The organism is Pantoea sp. X-Soil-YNGN-775, assembly GCF_059730575.1.
This window is the reverse complement of record NZ_AP035945.1, coordinates 1,823,891-1,842,473: the sequence shown is the minus strand read 5'-3', so window position 1 is coordinate 1,842,473 and position 18,583 is coordinate 1,823,891. Positions and strand designations below refer to the sequence as shown.

Here is an 18,583-nt window from a genome sequence, read left to right as displayed (position 1 = left end):
TTCCCGGTGTTCAGCGTCGTCATTCTGCTGTAATCAGCCCTCATCGGCGGGCCAGCCGCTTATCCATTTTTCGCGTTTTTTTGCCGCTTATCGCCCCTTACTTGCCAGCTAATTGCTCTCGTTACGCTTTCTTTTTTCGCTATCCCTGTCCAGGCTTTTTCCTGCATCGAGTGCAAACACTGACGAGGAAAAAATCATGTTTCATCATTCATCAAAACTCCAGTTCCCGGTTCGCGTCGAGAAACCAGATCCAGAATTCGCCATGCTGTTACAGCAAGCCATTGGTGGCGTAGAGGGTGAAATCCGTGTGGCGATGCAATACTTTTTCCAGGCAATGGGCGCGCGTGGCGATGCCCGGATTCGGGATCTGCTGATCTCCACCGCAACCGAAGAACTCAGCCATATCGAAATGCTGGGCTATGCAGTGGCACTCAACCTTGAGGGCGCACCGCTCTCCTATCAGGAAGCTTCAGCCAAAGATCCGGTGGTTAACGCCATTCTGGGCGGTATGAACCCGCGCCATATTCTCTCATCCGGGCTGTCAGCGATGCCGGTGAACGCCAACGGTATGCCGTTCGACATGAGCCATATCTATGCTTCCGGCAACGTGGCGGCCGATATGCTGGCTAACGTCACGGCTGAAGCCACCGGCCGCGTGCTGGCGACCCGGCTGTACAATATGACGGAAGATAAAGGGATGAAGGACTTCCTGTCGTTCCTTATCGCCCGTGACACCATGCATCAGCAGCAGTGGCTGGCGGTGATTGAAGAGATGGGCGGCCTGAATGCTTCGCTGCCGATTCCGAACAGCTTCCCGCAGGAGCATGAAGCGCAGGAGCACTCTTACTACTGCCTGAACACCTCGCTGGATAAACCGCTGCCGGAAGGCCGCTGGAGCAACGGCCCGGCCTATGACGGTCACGGTCAGTTCAGCGCGAAACAGCAGCCGGAGATCCTCGGTGATGAGCCGCTGCTCGGTAACGCTCGTCCAGGCTCAGGCGCGCAGCAGGAGCAGATTAACGGCGTTGCGTCACCGAAACCTTAATTGACGCCAGCGTGTCAGTCAGGGCCGCCATTCCCGCGGCCCTGATTGGTTGTTTTACGCTAACGGATTTTTATGGAGGAATATTCATGTCATCAACTCAACGCCCGCAACCCCCTTTCGCCGAACAGCAACAAACGCCGCCGGGTAAAACCGCGGCCATGCAGCCACAGCCCGATCATGGTGAACAAAGTTATCAGGGCTCAGGCCGGCTGGCGGGCAAAAAAGCCATTATTACCGGCGGCGATTCCGGCATCGGCCGGGCGGTCGCCATCGCGTTTGCCCGCGAAGGGGCCGATGTCCTGATCTCTTACCTTGATGAACATGAAGATGCGCAGGATACCGCCCGGCTGGTCGAAGCCGCAGGCCAGAAAGCGATTCTGGTGCCAGGCGATATTACTGAGGCAGCACACTGTTCCGCCATTGTTGAGAAAGCGGTAGAGGCATTTGGTGAGATCAACATTCTGGTGAACAATGCGGCTTATCAGATGACACGTGAATCGCTGGATGAAATCAGCGATGACGAGTTTGACCGGACGATGAAAACCAATCTTTACGCCCTGTTCCGCATCACCAAAGCGGCGGTGCCGCATATGCCGGCGGGCGGCTCGATCATTAATACCGCCTCGATCAACGCCGACCAGCCGAAACCGAAGCTGCTGCCCTACTCTGCGACCAAAGCGGCTATCGTCAACTTTTCCGGTAGCCTCGCCGCGATGCTGGCGGAAAAAGGCATCCGCGCCAACGCGGTCGCACCAGGTCCGATCTGGACACCGCTGATCCCGTCGACCATGCCGGTTGAGCAGGTGAAAAACTTTGGCAGCGAAGTGCCGTTGCAGCGTGCCGGTCAGCCGGCTGAACTGGCCCCGACCTATGTGATGCTGGCCAGCGATGAGGCCAGCTATATTTCAGGTGCTAACATTGCCGTCACCGGCGGCGTGGCGATTATCTGAGGACGCTTCCCCTTGCTGCATCGGCAGCAAGGGGAACGCTGTCGGCTGTTACGCTATCCGCTGTTGCTGTTTCGCCCACTGATAGAGCTGTTCCCGCGCCAGATTCTTCATTTTCACTTCGCACATAATGTCGAAATCCTGAAACGACAGTGCCCAGTCATTGAGCGTGTCGTTGAAGTAGTAATCGGAGTGCGCCCGCAGTTTGCTTTTCGACACGCCGAGCTGTTGCTGATCCGGCCAGCCCTGCGGCGGAATCATCCCCTCCTGTGAAATCGAATAATGCAGCACCGGCCGGACGCCGCGCCATGAGGCGATTATCGCAGCAATCCGCGCATCGTCAGGCTGGATAAACTGATTCTCTTTCACCCAGTGATGATGAATATCCAGCACCACCGGGCAGAGCGCGGCGGCCTGCAATACGTCATCCAGCGAACAGGATATTTCGTCATTCTCTACCGTCAGCATCCGGCGCGCCTCCTCGCTCAGCTGACCAAACGAACGTTTAAAACCGTCGAATCCCGCCTTGCCGTTCATATGAATATTGATTTTAAAATCCTGGAAGCGTTGGCCGTAGCCCATCAGGCAGGCGCAGAGGGTGTGATATTCGACATCCTCCAGCGCGCGGCTCACCACATCCGGATTATCTGATGCCAGCACCGTATATTGCCCCGGATGGAAGGAGAGCCGGATCTGATGCGCGCGTGCCAGTTCACCGCAGCGGGCGAACAGCGGATGAAGCTCGGGTAAAAACGCGGCAAACAGCGACGTGGCCTCCGGAACGGTATAAAGCGGCAGCAGATCGCTGCCAATGCGCATCATCCTTAACGGCTCCGGTAAGGTCGCCAGCTGCTCCAGCGTCAGGTAGAGCTGGTTAAGGTTGGTAACGGATATCTCATAAATCAGTTGATTACGTTGATCGTGCGGTAAACTCAGAAACCGTTTACGCGTGGTGGCGCGGAACGGGAAAAACTGTTTGCCATCGTGGTTGAGATACTTACATGCAAAGCCTAATTTCATGTCTGCTCCTGATTTATGCTTATCAGAAGTGTAACAGGCCTCAGTCACTCAGCCAGTGGGCAGAGATTGACCAACCCGGTAACAAGGAGATTCGCTATGCAGGGTGCTGATATCCAGCGCATCGCTATTGAGGCGGCCGAGCGGCTGCCTGCCGCCGAGTCCAGCTATCCGTTTGGACCGGCACATCAGGTGTATAAAGTGTGCGGTAAGGTGTTTCTACTGCTGACCGTGCTGCGGGGGGTGCCGATCATCACCCTGAAATGCCAGCCGCAGCAGGCGGAACTGCATCGCGCCATCTATCCCTCAATTACCGCCGGTTACCATATGAATAAGCAGCACTGGATCACCGTCTATCCGGGCGAGGCGCTGTCCGAAGGGCTGATCCAGCAGCTGGTCGACGATTCGTACCAGCAGGTAGTGAAGGGAATACCGGCCTCGCGCCGGCCAGCATGGGTTGGCTGAAGTCCCGCCAATTTATGCAGATAATCAACAGATTAGCGAGGCGACAGCCGCCTCGATTTTGCCGTTTTGCTGGCATAATCCAGCCGGCAAACTAAACTTAATGCTGTGACTAGCTAGTCCTTCTTATCTAAGGAACCTGATACGAGGCCTATCTATGACACAACAGAAATACCGCGGTGGCGCAGGCAACTTTGCCAATGACCCGGACCGTGCCAGTGAAGCTGGAAGTGCCGGTGGCAAAGCCAGCGGAGGCAATTTCAAGAACGATCCTGAAAGAGCCAGGGAAGCTGGACGCAAGGGCGGTAAAGTCAGTCGGCGCACCTCTAAGTAGATCTGAGTGAAGCGCTTTAGGATTTTGTACGCCACGGATTGGCGATTTATCTGCATAAACCGGCTGCGTTTGTCGCCTGAGAACCCGCCGTCGCGGGCGGGCATGTCAAAAGCCGAAGCAAATCCTTAATGATGCAGCATCTCATCCACCACCTGCGCATTCATCATCTGCCAGGGATAGTAGGTCGGCCAGTTATCCATCTCTGCCAGTAAGTCTTGCTGCGAGCGGTTACCCATAAATATATGGAAGTGGGCTGATTTGCGCGGTGCGATGGTGTGATCGCTGAACTGCACATATTTCGGCGCGTCGCTGTTCGCCTCCTGACATTCAAACAGGTAGCGCACCCCTTTCCTGCCCGAGGTGTAGGTCAGGATGCGGTGGCCGGCATAATGATAGCGGCAGGCGCTGACCCGATCGCCGATATGAAACTCCATCACGCCGTTTTCGATGCCGATGGTGTCGACATTGGTCGCGTAGCCTTTGCGGTAATAGTCTTTAACCTGCTGCGCCGTTTTGCTGCCATCCTGCTGCGCTTTTTTCTGCCATACCGGGTCCAGTTCGCCACTTTCCAGTAGCGGATAGACCGACTGCCACAGGCCATCCCAGTCCGACAGCGGGCGATCTTTAACATCCACATCGGCAAAGTCCCCTTCCGCCGCTTTCTGTTCCATAGCTGACAACGGTTTGCCGTGCGCATGATCGCCATGCGCCGCCACCTGATTGCTGATCAACAGCGCGCCCAGCGCCATCGCCCACTTACCTGTATGATTTGCCAACGTCGCGATCCTCAATAGAAGTTACAAAGTGAAATGTTATGATATAACATTTCCAACTTCAATCAGGAAATGCACGCCGGCGGCAATTAAACCGACGCGTAGGCCGGATCGTCGTTACAGAACAGCGCCAGCTTATTGCCTGCCGGATCGCGCAGGTAAGCCACGTAAAAATTCGGGTTGTAGCGTTCACGAATGCCGGGCGCGCCTTCATCTGTGCCCCCTGCCCGCAGGCCCGCCGCGTAAAGCTCGTCAACCCTTTGCCGCGTTGGCGCGCGGAATCCGGCCATGTTGCCGTTACCGGGCTGCGCTTCTGCCCCATCCCACGGCTTCGCAATGAAAACGGCACCGGGTCCGTTTTGCCGATCGGGCACCTCCGGCAGTGAGAAGATCAGCTGTTCGCCATCGGGCTCAGCCAGATAACCGAGCGGCAGCAGAACGGCCCGATAAAAGTGACCGGACAGCGCCACGTCATTTGCACCAATAAACAGATAGCTGAGCATACAGACCTCCGGGTAATTGCTGTTGGCCGGCAATAAGCGAAACGACAGGCTGCCGCACCGGGTGAAGGTTCTATTTTAGTCCGCCAAAAAGAAACCCGGTGAGGTCAGTTAACGTCGCGGTTTACCCCCAGCATTGGTCAGGTTGTTCTATATTTAGTGTCGTCGAAAGTAAAATAACCGCTGGAGCATGGATTAATGTCGAAAGAAACAGAGAAGAAAGAACTGAGCCACCGCGCCCCCACTACCGGACCGGAGTCGTCAGAGCCAGGACTCGGTTCGCTGGCACCTCAGGATGGATCACATCAGCCGCCAGCCGAACCGACGCCTCCTGGCAAACAACCGACCGCGCCAGGTAGCCTGAAAGCCCCGCAGACCCATAACGCTAAACTCGACCAGCTCAACGCCAGCCGTAAAAACGGCACCAACAGCCCGCTCACCACCAACCAGGGAACCCGTATTGCGAACGATCAGAATTCGCTGCGTGCCGGTTCGCGTGGTCCAACGCTGCTGGAAGACTTTATTATGCGTGAGAAGATCACGCATTTTGACCATGAACGTATCCCGGAGCGCATCGTGCATGCGCGCGGCTCCGCGGCGCACGGCTATTTTCAGCCTTACCGCTCGTTAAAAGATCTGACTAAAGCGCAGTTCCTCGGCGATCCGGATCAGGTAACGCCGGTTTTCGTGCGTTTTTCCACGGTACAGGGCGGCGCCGGTTCCGCTGATACGGTGCGTGATATTCGCGGCTTCGCCACCAAGTTTTACACCGAAGAGGGCGTCTTCGATCTGGTCGGCAACAACACGCCGGTGTTCTTTATCCAGGATGCGCATAAATTCCCGGATTTCGTGCACGCGGTGAAGCCTGAACCGCACAATGAAATCCCGCAGGGCCAGAGCGCCCATGACACCTTCTGGGATTACGTTTCGCTCCAGCCGGAAACCATGCACAACGTCATCTGGGCGATGTCTGACCGCGGCATTCCGCGCAGCTATCGCACCATGGAAGGGTTTGGTATCCATACCTTCCGCCTGATTAATGCTGAAGGCAAAGCGACCTTTGTCCGCTTCCACTGGAAGCCGGTGGCGGGCAAAGCCTCACTGCTGTGGGATGAGTCGCAGAAACTGACCGGCCGCGATCCCGACTTCCATCGTCGCGACCTGTGGGAAGCGATTGAAGCGGGTGACTTCCCGGAATATGAACTGGGCCTGCAGCTGATCCCGGAAGAGGATGAGTTCAAATTCGATTTCGATATTCTCGACGCCACCAAGCTGATCCCGGAAGAGCTGGTACCGGTCGAAATCGTGGGTAAGATGGTGCTTAACCGCAACCCGGATAACTTCTTCGCCGAAACCGAGCAGGTCGCGTTCCACCCAGGCCACATCGTGCCGGGCCTCGACTTCTCCAACGATCCGCTGCTGCAGGGCCGTCTGTTCTCCTATACCGATACCCAGATCAGCCGGCTCGGTGGACCGAACTTCCATGAGATCCCGATCAACCGTCCAACCTGCCCGTACCATAACTTCCAGCGTCAGGGGATGCACCGTCAGGATATCGACACTAACCCGGCCAACTACGAGCCGAACTCGATCAACGATAACTGGCCGCGTGAAACCCCGCCAGCCGCTGAAGGTGGCGGTTTTGAAAGCTACCAGGAGCGCGTTGAGGGCCATAAAGTGCGCGAGCGCAGCCCATCATTCGGTGAGTATTATGCTCAGCCGCGCCTGTTCTGGATGAGCCAGACGCCGGTAGAACAGCAGCATATTATCGGCGCTTACTCGTTCGAGCTGAGTAAAGTGGCGCGGCCTTATATCCGTGAGCGGGTGGTTGATCATCTGGCACGCATCGATCTCGATCTGGCAAAAGGCGTGGCGGATAATCTCGGTATCGCCCTGACCGCCGATCAGCTGAATATCCAGCCACCAAAAGCGGTCAACGGCCTGACCAAAGATGACAGCCTGAGTCTCTATGCCATCCCGGATGGCGAGATCAAAGGCCGTCAGGTGGCGTTACTGGTTAGCGATGGCGTGAAGGCGGCAGACGTGCTGTCGATTTTGCAGGAACTTAAAGCGGTCGGTGTTCACACCAAACTGCTGGCCTCACACATGGGCCAGGTGCGCGCCGATGATGGTTCAGTGCTGCCGATTGATGCCACATTCGCCGGTCTGCCGTCACTGACCTTTGACGCCGTGATGGTGCCGGATGGCAACATCGATGCCCTGCTGCTGAGCGGTGATGCGCGTTACTTCCTGCTGGAAGCCTACAAGCATCTGAAAGTGATTGGTCTGTCTGGCGACGCACGTCGCTTCAAGGCGCAGTTCGGTCTGGGCGAAACCGAACAGGAAGAAGGCCTTGTTGAGGGTGACAAAGCAGAAAACGCCCTGATGACCGACTTCATCCAGGCGATGAAAGCACACCGCGTCTGGTCACGCAGCCAGAAAGCGCTGTCAGTACCGGCCTGACGATCGCGGCGCGCTATTGCGCGTCAGATCTGCAATAAAAAACCGCCTCCCGGGGCGGTTTTTTACTGCTCTATCCGGTCGGCAAGCGGCGCTGCTGCAGCCAGAGATGCACCGTTCATTGCGTCTTTTTGACCCGGTTTGCACGGAACAGCAAGCTGACGACACCGAATATTCCGCCGGTCAGGAAGCCGTATTCGAGATCGGCGGCATCCTTACGGATATCCTGCAGCCTGATCAACGCCCTTTCCGCATCAGGCGCGATAATTTCCTCAAACTGTTTCCGGTAGCCATCAGCCTTAAGCCGATCGACTGACGCGCTGTCCTTCCGGTCGACAGCTACCCGCTGACGGCCTTTCCTGAAAAAGCAAAATTCGGGCATGCTAAGTTCCTTTGCAGTCACGATTTGAAGCTTCAACATAACCGCAATCAGACGCTGCGCTCAGCGGAAAATCAGGCCTGGGCAGCCCGGCAAAGCGACAGTGATCAGACGCCGGCTTATCCGGGGCTGGCCGTAGCCTGCCTCTATTCTGTTATCGGCGGCAACGGGTCGTCATGAGAAATGCACTAAACCAGAGTGAGGAAAGCAGGCGTTTGCGTCGGCGACATTGATTCAGGCTCAGGGACAACGGATGTGACACGCAGAGGGTTGCCTTGCACCGGAGCGGGTAGAATGGGTGTCGCCTGGCGACGGAGGTGGCTATTCTCATTTTCGGTGTCATTAGTCAGGAACGGCTAATGAGGTAATGAATTGCCAGCGTTAAAGGTTGGAACAATGCTACCGATACTGATTCAGTAACTGATTAGAACGCGTAAAAACAGCCAGGAAGGGACGATGGCACGAAGAAAAGAGCTTAAAGGAATTGCCCATTCTCTGAATGGCAGCTTTGTCAGTCGAAACAACGATTATCAGGGTTTTTGGTCGATAGGCCGGTTAAAACGCTTTGCTATTGAGCGGGGGCTTAAATCAGTGACGTTTACCTTTCCTGTGCCTGCAAGCGGTGAAGATTTTGATCTGATAAATGATATAGGGCGCCGTTATACGGTAATGCTGGCAGACCTTATACTGAAACAGCAACTACCTGACTCATGGGTTAAAAATGCCAGCATTGTGATCGACTTTTATACCCACGATGACGCTGCTCAGTCAGCTGAGTGTCATACATCAGGTGATCCTTTCAAATGCCTTTGCCAGATAACTGACGATGGTGGTTATGAATACTCGTCCATCATTTATGGCCGGTGTCTGCCCCACTCGCCGGAGCGAGAGTTACGATCAAACCGTTACCTCTGCTGATAATCTCTCAAAAGCCTGAATAACAATCTGAGCGGGTACCCGGCTGGAAATCTGGCCGAAACAGGACGCCGCGTCAGACGCTAAAGTTAAGCGAATACGCCGGAACAATGTAAGGATTAATTACTGATAAATAAGGGAATATAAGCGTGAAAAGCACTACTTATTTCAAAGGTAATTTCAGGAAATGGTTTACTGCCGCAGTGGTATACATTCTGTTAGGTAGCTGGTGCTGGTATATGTTTTGGGCATCCAGCATTTCACACAATACAGTGTTAAAAAAATCGGTTCCTGAATGGAAAACCTATATTTTATCTGGCCTGTTTATGGGCATCGTTATTCTGGCACTGGCTTGCCGCAGGGGCACGTTTAATAAAAACGTAAAGTCTCTGTTTAATGCATTCAGTGGCGGTTTTATTCTGGGCTTTGTGTTGTCCTTAAATTGTTATGATGTCTCTGTTTATCTCTTCCCGGACAAAGTCATAGGCTATGAATCGGAATATGAAGTTGTCTTCCCCGGCCCGTCAAGAGGCAAGTACGGGCATTGTGAAGCGGGTCTCTGGCTAAAGGACCCGAACACCAGCAGATGGAAGCAGCTTTGTATCAATAAAGAGTATCTGCACAGCCACCGTAAGCAAGGAATGACGGGAGTATGGGTAACCGCTCGTGTGAATAATATTGGCTCTTACATCGTGAGATATGAATTTATCTACCGGTAGATAAAGCGACTGAAGCGATTGGCTGTAGTGATTGGCTGTAGTGATTGGCCAACGTTATTCGCCAACGTATCGGTCGCTATCAAACACCTTCCCGATTGAGCTCAAATGCAGCGAGCCCAACCGGGTTATCACGCGCTGGCCGTCAGCATTTTCCTGACTAACGGCCAGCCACTCAGAAGGCCTGCCAGTTAGCGTTATCCGCCTGCGCGCTGACCGCAGCAGGACGCAGCTGACTCACTACCGGCTGGGCCGGTGCTGCGGAAAACGCCGCCTGCAGGCTGCCGGTTTTAAATACCGACACCGTTTTACGCAGATAGCTGGCCTGCTCTTCCAGCGAAGCCGCCGCGCTGGCCGACTCTTCTACCAGGGCGGCGTTCTGCTGCGTTACGCCATCCATTTCAGAAACCGCAATGCAGACCTGTTCAATGCCGCGCGTCTGCTCGACCGATGATGAGGCGATCTCTTCGATCAACTGGGTTACCCGACTGACCGACGTGACGATACTGTCCATCGCCTTACCGGCTTCAGAGGCATGGCCGGCCCCGGTTCTGATCCGCTCGGCGGAGCGATCGATCAGGCCGCGGATTTCCTGAGCGGCACTGGCGCTGCGGCCTGCCAGCGAACGCACCTCGCCCGCGACCACCGCAAATCCACGTCCCTGCTCACCGGCACGCGCCGCTTCCACCGCGGCGTTGAGCGCCAGAATGTTGGTCTGGAAGGCGATGCTGTCGATAATGGCAATGATGCCAGCGATTTGCCCGGAGCTTTCGCTGATCTGCTCCATATTGGCGATGACCCGGGCCACCGTTTCGCCGCCCTGGGTGGCGGTGGCTGACGCCTGTTTCGATACGGCCGTTGCCTGCTGCGCATTGTCGGCATTGAGCTTCACGGTTGAGGTCAGCTGCTCCATGCTGGCCGCCGTTTGTTCCAGTGCCGCGGCCTGCTGTTCGGTGCGTGAGGAGAGATCGGTACTGCCGGCTGAAATTTCGGCAGCGCCGGTAAAGATAGAGCGGGTGGCGTCATCAACCGAGGTGATGGTGACCACCAGCGCATCGCGCATCTGTTGCAGTTCGGTAATCAGCAGCCCCATCTCATTACGGCCTTCATGCTGAATGTCTGAGGTCAGATCGCCGGCAGAAATCGCGCGGATATAGCCGGTCAGTCGGCTAAGCGGCCCGATAAGCCGTTTTTGTAACCCGACCCAGACTGCGAAAATGATCACCACGGTCACCAGGCCAAGCACCAGCAAGGTCCAGAGCGCATCGGTCAGGCTGCGCTGGTTCTGCTCAGAGGTGTTTTTCATCAGCTGAATGTTGACCGCGCGCCAGGCTTCATAAGCGCTGTCGAGCCGATCCTGCGCCGCCTGCGCTTCCAGATTGCCGTAGCCCTGATAGTTGCGCTGTTTCAGGAAGGTCACCGAGGCCAGCATGGTGTCGTGCATTTGCTGATAGGCAGCCCGCACCTCGCCAGCCTGCGCTTCATCCTGCCCCGCTTTGCGCGGCAACGCCTGCCAGGCGCGGAATTCGACATCGGCAGCGGCGGCTGACTGCTCAGCCTTATCCAGCAGCGACGCCATCGCAGCCAGTGAAGCCGGGTCCTGCTGATTTTTGAGGAAGCGGATCGCCACCCGGTTGATGGTGACGCGGGTTTTAATCAGGGTTTTCACCGCATCGCTCAGGTGCTGCTGCTGCAGGGTTAACTGCTCCGCCGCAACGAAGTTCTGATCGGCTTTGGCGACGGCGTTGTACAACAGAAAGCCGGTCAGGCTCAGCAGTGCGGTAAAGATAAAAAGTACGGCGAGAATACTGTGGGTTATTTTGAGGTTTTTAAGCATTTCAGCAGACTCATGTCAGAAGAGATAATGCTGTTATCGGCCAGCACAGGTTTTATCTGAGTGCCGACAGGTGATGGGCTCGCGATAAGATAAATAACCGGGCAAATGGGCCTAATGCTGGTCAGTTAAGATTAGATTTGTAAAAGGCTGTCACGGTCAAACGTGGCAGCTTTTTTCCCGGGCGAGCGAGCCGCAGTGCGGGCCAGCGCACCTCTGCTGCTGCCGGGCCGTCCTCGCGCCGCTCGCGCGGTACCTTCGGCTTTGACGTCGTGCCGACGAACCGTTCGGGGATCGGCCCTCCCTGGCCGGCCCCGAACTGCCCACGCTTCCCGGCGGGGACTTCTGGCTCACCGTCACGCCTCAGCGCTGTGGATAGCCCTTTCAGCAGCAGAGACGCTCAGGCCTCCACTCTCGTGCCCTTTTTTAACAATACACACTGAAGTTTCAGAACAGGCCGGTGCCGGGCAGGGGCAGGCAATCCGCAGCGCTGAACAGAATGAGTCTGCCAGGAGAGCCCGCAGGACGCGGGCGAAAGGCGGGGCGGCACAGGATGTGCCATCCCCGGCGGTCCGTCAGGCAGGCGAATGAAGTGAAGGAACCGCGCAGCGGCGCGAGGACCGCCAGCCCCTGAGCGGCACCAGACTGCGTTATCACCTGCTGCTTAACTGATCGGCATTAGTCAAATGGGCACAGTTTTAATCGCCACCGCCGTCAGGAAGGGTTGCGGCAGCCTAAGCGGCGGCAAAACCGGACGCCAGCCGTGCTAAACGCATTCGCCGCTCAACAACCCGCGCCGCAGTGTGGTTGAATTCGCCCCTTATCTTGCTCAGCACGTGGTTACCATGCATTACATTCAGAGTTTAATGGATTTTATCGAGGGGAATGCGGTGCTGTCGGCCAGCTTCAGCGTGATCCTGTTAATAATGGCCGGGATGGTCACTCATCTGATCTGCAAATTTTTCATCGTCAAAGTGATCAGAAAGGTCTTTTTCAGCAGCCATAAACAGGGCGTTCCGCTGGATAAAGATGTCCGCCTCTCTCAGAAGCTGTCGAATTTTGTGCCGGTGATTGTGGTCTACAATTTCCTGCAGTTTATGCCGGGCCTGCCTGATAATCTGAAAGTGGCGATTCAGACCATCTGCGGCATCCTGTTTTTTGTCTATCTGTCGATCTTCTTCAATGAAGTGCTGGAGATTGTTAACAACTCCTATTCGCGCAAATCGAAGCGCAAAAATCACTCGATCAAGGGCTATATCCAGATTGGTAAAATCCTGGTGCATATTATCGCCGCGATCATGATTCTGGCGATTATGTCCAATAAGTCACCGGCGATTATTATCTCCTCGCTGGGTGCGGTCGCCGCGGTACTGATGCTGATCTTTCAGCATACGCTGTTGTCGCTGGTGGCGAATATTCAGCTCTCGTCCAACGATGTGCTGCAACTGGGCGACTGGATTGAGATGCCGGATAGAAATATCAGTGGCGAGGTGATCGATATTGCACTGCACACCATCACCATCCGTAACTGGGATAACACTATCTCGCGCATTCCGACCAAGAATTTCCTCACCGAGACCTACACCAACTGGCAGGCGATGTTCTCTTCGGGCGCGCGGCGTATCATGCGCAGCTTTTATCTTGATCAGAAGTCGATCACCTTTGTGAATCAGGAGATGCTGCAGGCGATGAGCCAGATCCGCATCGCCAGCGAATCGATTACGGAACTGCTGGATGGACGTGATATCAGCGCGGTCGGCGACCGCTGGTTTATGGAGAACGGCATCACCAACCTGACGGTGTTCCGTAAATTCCTGACCGCCTGGCTGGCGCAGCGCGAGGACATTAAGAAAGAGATGTATATCGTGGTGCGGGCGCTGAAGCCGTCGCCGGATGGCTTGCCGGTGGAGATCTACTGCTTCACCTCCTCGATATTCTGGGCCGATTATGAGAATACCCAGTCAGCCATTTTTGAGTACATTTACGCCATGGCCCGCTATTTTGATCTGCAGATTTATCAGCATCCGGCGGGCTCAGATTTCGCCCGGCTGGCCCAGCCGCGTCCTGCCAGCACTGAGGTGCAGCAGAACGGTCCGCAGTAACCTGCCTCGCGGCGGCGTTGCTCACGCCGCCTGATTTTGCTGCCACACCCGGCGTCAGCTTTTGCTCAGGGCAAAGTTCAGCACCCTGTCGTTTTTCATCTGCACCGTTAACGTCTGCCCTTCGGTGGTGTTAAGGGTACGCGCCTCACTGTAGGTCCACTTCAGCAAACGCTGTCCATCCGGATACGGCGTCTCGCTGTCGGGCTGACCAAACAGCGAAATCAGCTGTGCCTGGGTGGTCTGGCCGGGATGAATATGCTGCAACCGCGCGGTATCCAGATTATGTCCGACGCGATTAGAGCAGCCGGATAACAGCATCATCAGCGCCACAAGCAGGGCTTTCTTACTCACGTAACATCCTTTTGAAAAAATAATTTCGCGCAGCTGGATTGCCCGGCACGCCTGCGTTGGCAGGTCATCCAGCTTATACGCAATCGACCGTCGTCGGCAGGATTTTCTGCCGCCGTCTCGCGCTGACTGACCGATGCGAGGCTGCGGATCCGCGCCATTAAGTCAAATTCCCGCCTCTCTGTGGCCCGCCGCCCCGCGATTGCGACATCTTAGTCTATGATTATTCTTCGTATGCCGCGTGGAAACGGTCTCATCACCTACTTTTCGCCGCATCGCACTGTATACCAGTCCAGGATCCTGGCTGAAGAGACGCGCCAACCCATTTGGCATCCTGGTCTCGCTGACATGTTTATGTTTTTGAAGCTCGCATCATCGGCATCATTTCCGCGCGATGGCGATTATTGCGCATTTCCAGGTTAAACGAGGCAACTGAATGGAATCCAAATCATTTTTTAAAAGCTGGGGCGCCGAACGGGTGTCCAGCGATGAGGTCCGTTTCCGTCTCTGGGCAACGGGTCAGCAACGCGTCACCCTGCGGTTATCCGGCAAAGATATCGAGATGACCCGCCAGCCTGACGGCTGGTTCGAAACCCAGCTGAGCGGCGTCGCCCCCGGCGCTGAATACGATTTTGTGCTGGCGGACGGCACCGCAGTGCCCGATCCCGCCTCACGCGGCCAGAAAGGTGAAGTCAACGGTCCGTCGCTGGTGATCGATCCTGAGGCTTACGTCTGGCAAAACACCGACTGGCGAGGCCGTCCGTGGCAGGAATCAGTGGTGTATGAGCTGCACATCGGCACTTTTACCCCGCAGGGCACCTTTCAGGCGGCAATTGAAAAGCTGCCATGGCTGGCGGAAAACGGTATCACCATGATTGAAGTGTTACCGGTTTCGCAGTTCGGCGGCAATCGCGGCTGGGGCTACGACGGCGTATTGCTGTATGCACCGCATTCCGCCTACGGCACGCCTGATGATTTCAAAGCCTTTGTCGACGCGGCGCACGGTCATGGCCTGTCGGTGGTGCTGGATATCGTGCTGAACCACTTTGGCCCGGAAGGTAACTATCTGCCGCTGCTGTCGCCAGACTTCTTCCATAAAGAGCGGCAGACACCGTGGGGCGCAGGTATCGCTTATGACGTGGACGCAGTGCGCCGTTACATCACCGAAGCGCCGCTCTACTGGCTGCAGGAGTTTAATCTCGATGGCCTGCGCTTTGACGCCATCGACCAGATTGAAGACCCGGCCGATAAACATGTGCTGATTGAGATTGCGGAGCGCATCCGGACTGACATTACCGATCGACCGATTCACCTGACCACCGAAGATTGCCGTAACGTCACCTTCCTGCATCCGCGTGATGAAAAGGGCCAGGCAACGCTGTTTACCGGCGAATGGAATGATGACTTCCATAACGCGGTCCACGTGCTGGCAACCGGCGAAAATCATGCCTATTACCAGGACTTCGCCGATCGGCCGGAACAGCGGGTTGCCCGGGCGCTGGCGGAAGGCTTTGTTTATCAGGGCGAGGTGTCGCAGCAGTCCGGCGAACCGCGCGGGGTCGACAGCCGCGGTCAGCCGCCGGTGGCCTTTGTTGACTTCATCCAGAACCATGACCAGGTGGGGAACCGGGCCCAGGGCGAAAGACTGGTGAGCCTGGCGGGCATCGAACGTACCCAGCTGCTGCTGGCAACCTTACTGCTGTCGCCGCATATTCCGCTGCTGTTTATGGGCGAAGAGTATGGAGAAACCCAGCCGTTCCTGTTTTTCACCGATTTCCATGGCGAGCTGGCCAAAGCGGTGCGTGAAGGCCGCGCCAGAGAGTTTGAAGGTCATGCCGGTCACGAAGGCGAAAGCGTGCCGGACCCGAACGATCCACAGACCTTTGCACGTTCGAAGCTGAACTGGGATAAGCCGCAAACGCCGGAAGGCCAGCAGTGGCTGGCGCTGACGCGCAGACTGCTACAGCTGCGCCAGCAACACATTGTACCGCTGCTGCCCACCGCCGGTGGTCACTGTGGGCGGGTGGTGAACACCGCGCCCGGTTTCCTGGCGGTGCGCTGGGACTTCCCGCAGGGCACGCTGTCACTGGCGCTGAACGTCGGCGACCAGCCGCAACCGATCGCCGATCTGCCGGGCGAGACCCTGTTTGCCTGGCCGCAGCAGACCCTCGAACTGGCTCCGGAGGCGATCGTGGTTCGTCTGGAAAAAGGAGCCGCACAATGAACATCCCAACCGCCACCTACCGTATTCAGTTCCGTAACGGCATGACCTTTGATCGTGCGGCAGCGCTGGTGCCTTACCTGAAGCAACTCGGTATCAGCCATCTTTACGCTTCGCCGATCTTCAGTGCTACTGCGGAATCGACCCACGGTTATGACGTCACCGACGTTAACCAGATCGAACCGTCGATTGGTGGTCGTGCCGGTTTTGACCGCATGGCTGCGGCGCTGAAAGCGGCCGGACTCGGACTGATCCTCGATATCGTCCCCAACCATATGGCCGCCTCGCTGGAGAACCCGTGGTGGCGCGACGTGATCGAGAACGGTGAGCAGAGCCGTTATGCCCACTACTTTGACATTGACTGGTCACGTCGCCTGACGCTGCCGTTCCTCGGCGACAGTTTTGAGGCGGTGCTGGCCAACGGTGAGATCGGCGTGCAGCGCGATCCGCAAAGCGGCAAACCAGCGCTGGCCTACTTCGACAACTACTACCCGCTGGCCCCACACACCTGGCAGGGCCGTGAGGAAGAGGTGCTCGGCCTGCGCGCGCCGGATCAGATTGCCGCGCTGCATGACCAGCAGCCGTGGCGCCTGATGTCGTGGCGTGATGCACCCAACGATCTCTCCTACCGCCGCTTCTTCGAAGTGACCGGGCTGGTCGGCGTGCGGGTCGAAGATAAAGCGGTGTTCGACGCTGCACACCAGCTGATCCTCGAACTGGTGCACAGCGGCGCGGTGCAGGGACTGCGCGTCGACCACGTCGATGGTCTGGCCGATCCGCGTGGCTATCTTGAGCAGTTACGCCAGGCCGCAGGCCCTGATTGCTACCTCACGGTCGAGAAGATCCTCGGTGAGAACGAGCAGTTACCGGATGCGTGGCCGGTCTCCGGCACCACCGGTTACGAATTTATGGCCGCACTGTCGAACGTGCTGGTGGACGGTAACCACCTCAGTGCGCTGCGCAAGGCTTATCAGGCGGTGATTGGCAAAACGGTCGACATGAAGGCCGAACTGCGCGCCGCCAAACTCCTGATGGCCAATCGCAACTTCGCGGGCGAGTTTAACCGCCTGCTGCAGCTGGCTCTGGGCATCGCCAGTCACGATGGCGCGCCACAGCCGGAAGCCAAACTGAAAAATGCGCTGCGCGAGCTGCTGGTGGCGTTTCCGGTGTATCGCACCTACGGCACGCCGCAGGGCCTGACGCCTGTCGATACCGCCCTGCTGCAACAGGTGGTGAGCCAGGTCAAAGCCAGCCCGAATGCCCCGGATGAGCAGGCGCTTGATCTGCTGGTGCGGATTCTGCGCGGCGACGTTGCGGCCGCGGCCGCTAAAGATGCCAGCCAGTTCCGCACCCGCTTTCAGCAGCTGACCGGTCCGCTGATGGCGAAATCGGTTGAGGACACGCTGTTTTTCCGTCAGCACATGGCGCTGGCGTTAAACGAAGTCGGTGCCGAACCGCTGGCGCGCCACTTTTCGCCGGATCAGTTTCACGCTGAGATGCAGGCACGACGTGAGCATCAGCCGGATGCGCTGTCGGGAACCTCAACCCACGATACCAAGCGCGGCGAAGACGCCCGCGCCCGCTTGTATACCCTGACCGAAGCGCCAGACCGCTGGGCAGAATGTGTCGCCCGCTGGCGGGAGATGAACCACGGGCAGGTGATCGCGCTGAAAGATGGTCCGGCACCGGAACCGGCGGTGGAGTGGATGCTGTATGAAGCGCTGGCTGGCGTCTGGCCGCCGTCCCTGCAGCCAGAGGACGCCGACGGTCTGGCGGCACTGGAAGCGCGCTTTGTGGTTTACGTCGAGAAAGCGCTGCGCGAAGCCAAATTACGCACCGACTGGGCAGACAATAACGATGCCTACGAACAGGCGGTACTCGACTATGCCCGTCATCTGCTGGCACCGGCCAATATCACCTTCCTGCGCGATTTCTGCTCCGCCCTGCGCCCGTTTGTGCGTGCCGGACTGGTTAACAGCCTGACCCAGACGGTGGTGAAACTCACCGCGCCAGGCGTGCCGGACATTTACCAGGGCAGTGAAGCGCTGGACTTCAGCCTGGTCGATCCGGATAACCGGCGCGAGCCTGACTTTGCTGCACTGGCCGCAATGCTGGACCAGCCGCAGCATGACGAGGGCGACGGCCACTGGCTGCGCGGTCAGGTGAATCAGCAGGCCATTGCCCGCCTGCTGGCGGTGCGTCAGCAACATCCGTCGCTGTTCCGCCACGGTGACTATCTGCCGCTGCCGGTGCACGGTGAGCATCAGGATCGGCTGCTGGCATTTGCCCGTTGCGAACCGGATCAGGCATTGATTGTGGTGGTGCCACGGCTGGTGTTGAGCAACCTGCCGGCGACGCTCGATCAGCCACCGGCGGACCGCTGGGCCGCCACCGCGATCGCCCTGCCGTCTTCACTCAGCCAGCGCCGCTACCGCGATGTACTGAGTGGCAAAGAGATTGCGCCTGGCGACCAACTGCAACTGGATAGCATCACATCAGGCTGGTGTGCGGTGCTGCTGGCGCAGTGATC

At 57.1% G+C, this 18,583-nt stretch carries 16 protein-coding genes; 10 read left to right on the top strand and 6 right to left on the bottom strand.

Features of this window, described 5'->3' with window-relative positions; translation table 11 throughout:
• Positions 1-196 precede the first annotated feature (196 nt).
• Positions 197-1,045, top strand: a complete 849-nt coding sequence (locus tag AC6I8I_RS08665; RefSeq protein ID WP_312056980.1) for a manganese catalase family protein — start codon at positions 197-199, stop codon at positions 1,043-1,045.
• 86 nt (positions 1,046-1,131) lie between these two features.
• Positions 1,132-1,995 (top strand): glucose 1-dehydrogenase, encoded by an 864-nt coding sequence (locus AC6I8I_RS08660; RefSeq protein WP_312056981.1) that lies wholly within the window; start codon positions 1,132-1,134, stop codon positions 1,993-1,995.
• Positions 1,996-2,043: 48 nt separating this feature from the next.
• On the opposite strand, the gene AC6I8I_RS08655 is transcribed toward AC6I8I_RS08660, so the two are convergent.
• Positions 2,044-3,012 (bottom strand): apurinic/apyrimidinic endonuclease family protein, encoded by a 969-nt coding sequence (locus tag AC6I8I_RS08655; RefSeq protein WP_312756810.1) that lies wholly within the window; start codon positions 3,010-3,012, stop codon positions 2,044-2,046.
• A gap of 96 nt (positions 3,013-3,108) precedes the next feature.
• Here AC6I8I_RS08655 and AC6I8I_RS08650 point away from each other — a divergent pair, with 96 nt between their 5' ends.
• The gene (locus AC6I8I_RS08650; protein ID WP_312756808.1) at positions 3,109-3,474 is read left to right on the top strand and encodes an MmcQ/YjbR family DNA-binding protein; all 366 of its coding nucleotides are present in this window, start codon (positions 3,109-3,111) and stop codon (positions 3,472-3,474) included.
• A 154-nt stretch (positions 3,475-3,628) separates the two neighbouring features.
• Complete coding sequence (locus tag AC6I8I_RS08645) at positions 3,629-3,805, top strand: con-10 family general stress protein (RefSeq protein WP_031377378.1); 177 nt, start codon at positions 3,629-3,631, stop codon at positions 3,803-3,805.
• 125 nt (positions 3,806-3,930) lie between these two features.
• On the opposite strand, the gene zinT is transcribed toward AC6I8I_RS08645, so the two are convergent.
• Together zinT and AC6I8I_RS08635 are read right to left on the bottom strand one after the other, a co-directional pair.
• Entirely contained in the window at positions 3,931-4,554 is a 624-nt protein-coding gene (zinT, locus tag AC6I8I_RS08640) for a metal-binding protein ZinT (protein ID WP_497828644.1), read from the bottom strand.
• A 113-nt stretch (positions 4,555-4,667) separates the two neighbouring features.
• Entirely contained in the window at positions 4,668-5,081 is a 414-nt protein-coding gene (locus tag AC6I8I_RS08635) for a VOC family protein (protein ID WP_312056987.1), read from the bottom strand.
• A gap of 195 nt (positions 5,082-5,276) precedes the next feature.
• Between AC6I8I_RS08635 and katE the strand changes: the two genes are divergently transcribed.
• Positions 5,277-7,541, top strand: coding sequence for a catalase HPII (katE, locus tag AC6I8I_RS08630; RefSeq protein WP_497828557.1), 2,265 nt, complete (start codon positions 5,277-5,279; stop codon positions 7,539-7,541).
• 115 nt (positions 7,542-7,656) lie between these two features.
• On the opposite strand, the gene AC6I8I_RS08625 is transcribed toward katE, so the two are convergent.
• Positions 7,657-7,959, bottom strand: a complete 303-nt coding sequence (locus AC6I8I_RS08625) for a hypothetical protein (protein WP_497828556.1) — start codon at positions 7,957-7,959, stop codon at positions 7,657-7,659.
• Between the two features lie 414 nt (positions 7,960-8,373).
• On the opposite strand from AC6I8I_RS08625, the gene AC6I8I_RS08620 reads away from it, so the two are divergent.
• Complete coding sequence (locus tag AC6I8I_RS08620; protein WP_312056991.1) at positions 8,374-8,835, top strand: hypothetical protein; 462 nt, start codon at positions 8,374-8,376, stop codon at positions 8,833-8,835.
• Positions 8,836-8,981: 146 nt separating this feature from the next.
• Entirely contained in the window at positions 8,982-9,551 is a 570-nt protein-coding gene (locus AC6I8I_RS08615; RefSeq protein WP_497828555.1) for a hypothetical protein, read from the top strand.
• Positions 9,552-9,723: 172 nt separating this feature from the next.
• Here AC6I8I_RS08615 and AC6I8I_RS08610 read toward each other — a convergent pair whose 3' ends face one another.
• Complete coding sequence (locus AC6I8I_RS08610) at positions 9,724-11,385, bottom strand: methyl-accepting chemotaxis protein (RefSeq protein WP_497828554.1); 1,662 nt, start codon at positions 11,383-11,385, stop codon at positions 9,724-9,726.
• Positions 11,386-12,227: 842 nt separating this feature from the next.
• Here AC6I8I_RS08610 and AC6I8I_RS08605 point away from each other — a divergent pair.
• The gene (locus AC6I8I_RS08605; protein ID WP_312057201.1) at positions 12,228-13,484 is read left to right on the top strand and encodes a mechanosensitive ion channel family protein; all 1,257 of its coding nucleotides are present in this window, start codon (positions 12,228-12,230) and stop codon (positions 13,482-13,484) included.
• Positions 13,485-13,538: 54 nt separating this feature from the next.
• On the opposite strand, the gene AC6I8I_RS08600 is transcribed toward AC6I8I_RS08605, so the two are convergent.
• Positions 13,539-13,835, bottom strand: coding sequence for a hypothetical protein (locus tag AC6I8I_RS08600; protein ID WP_312057199.1), 297 nt, complete (start codon positions 13,833-13,835; stop codon positions 13,539-13,541).
• A gap of 433 nt (positions 13,836-14,268) precedes the next feature.
• Between AC6I8I_RS08600 and treZ the strand changes: the two genes are divergently transcribed.
• Complete coding sequence (gene treZ / locus AC6I8I_RS08595) at positions 14,269-16,056, top strand: malto-oligosyltrehalose trehalohydrolase (RefSeq protein ID WP_497828553.1); 1,788 nt, start codon at positions 14,269-14,271, stop codon at positions 16,054-16,056.
• A complete protein-coding gene (gene treY / locus AC6I8I_RS08590; protein WP_497828552.1) occupies positions 16,053-18,581 on the top strand; it encodes a malto-oligosyltrehalose synthase in 2,529 nt (842 codons plus the stop codon). The genes treZ and treY overlap by 4 nt, the downstream gene beginning before the upstream one ends.
• Positions 18,582-18,583: the final 2 nt, after the last annotated feature.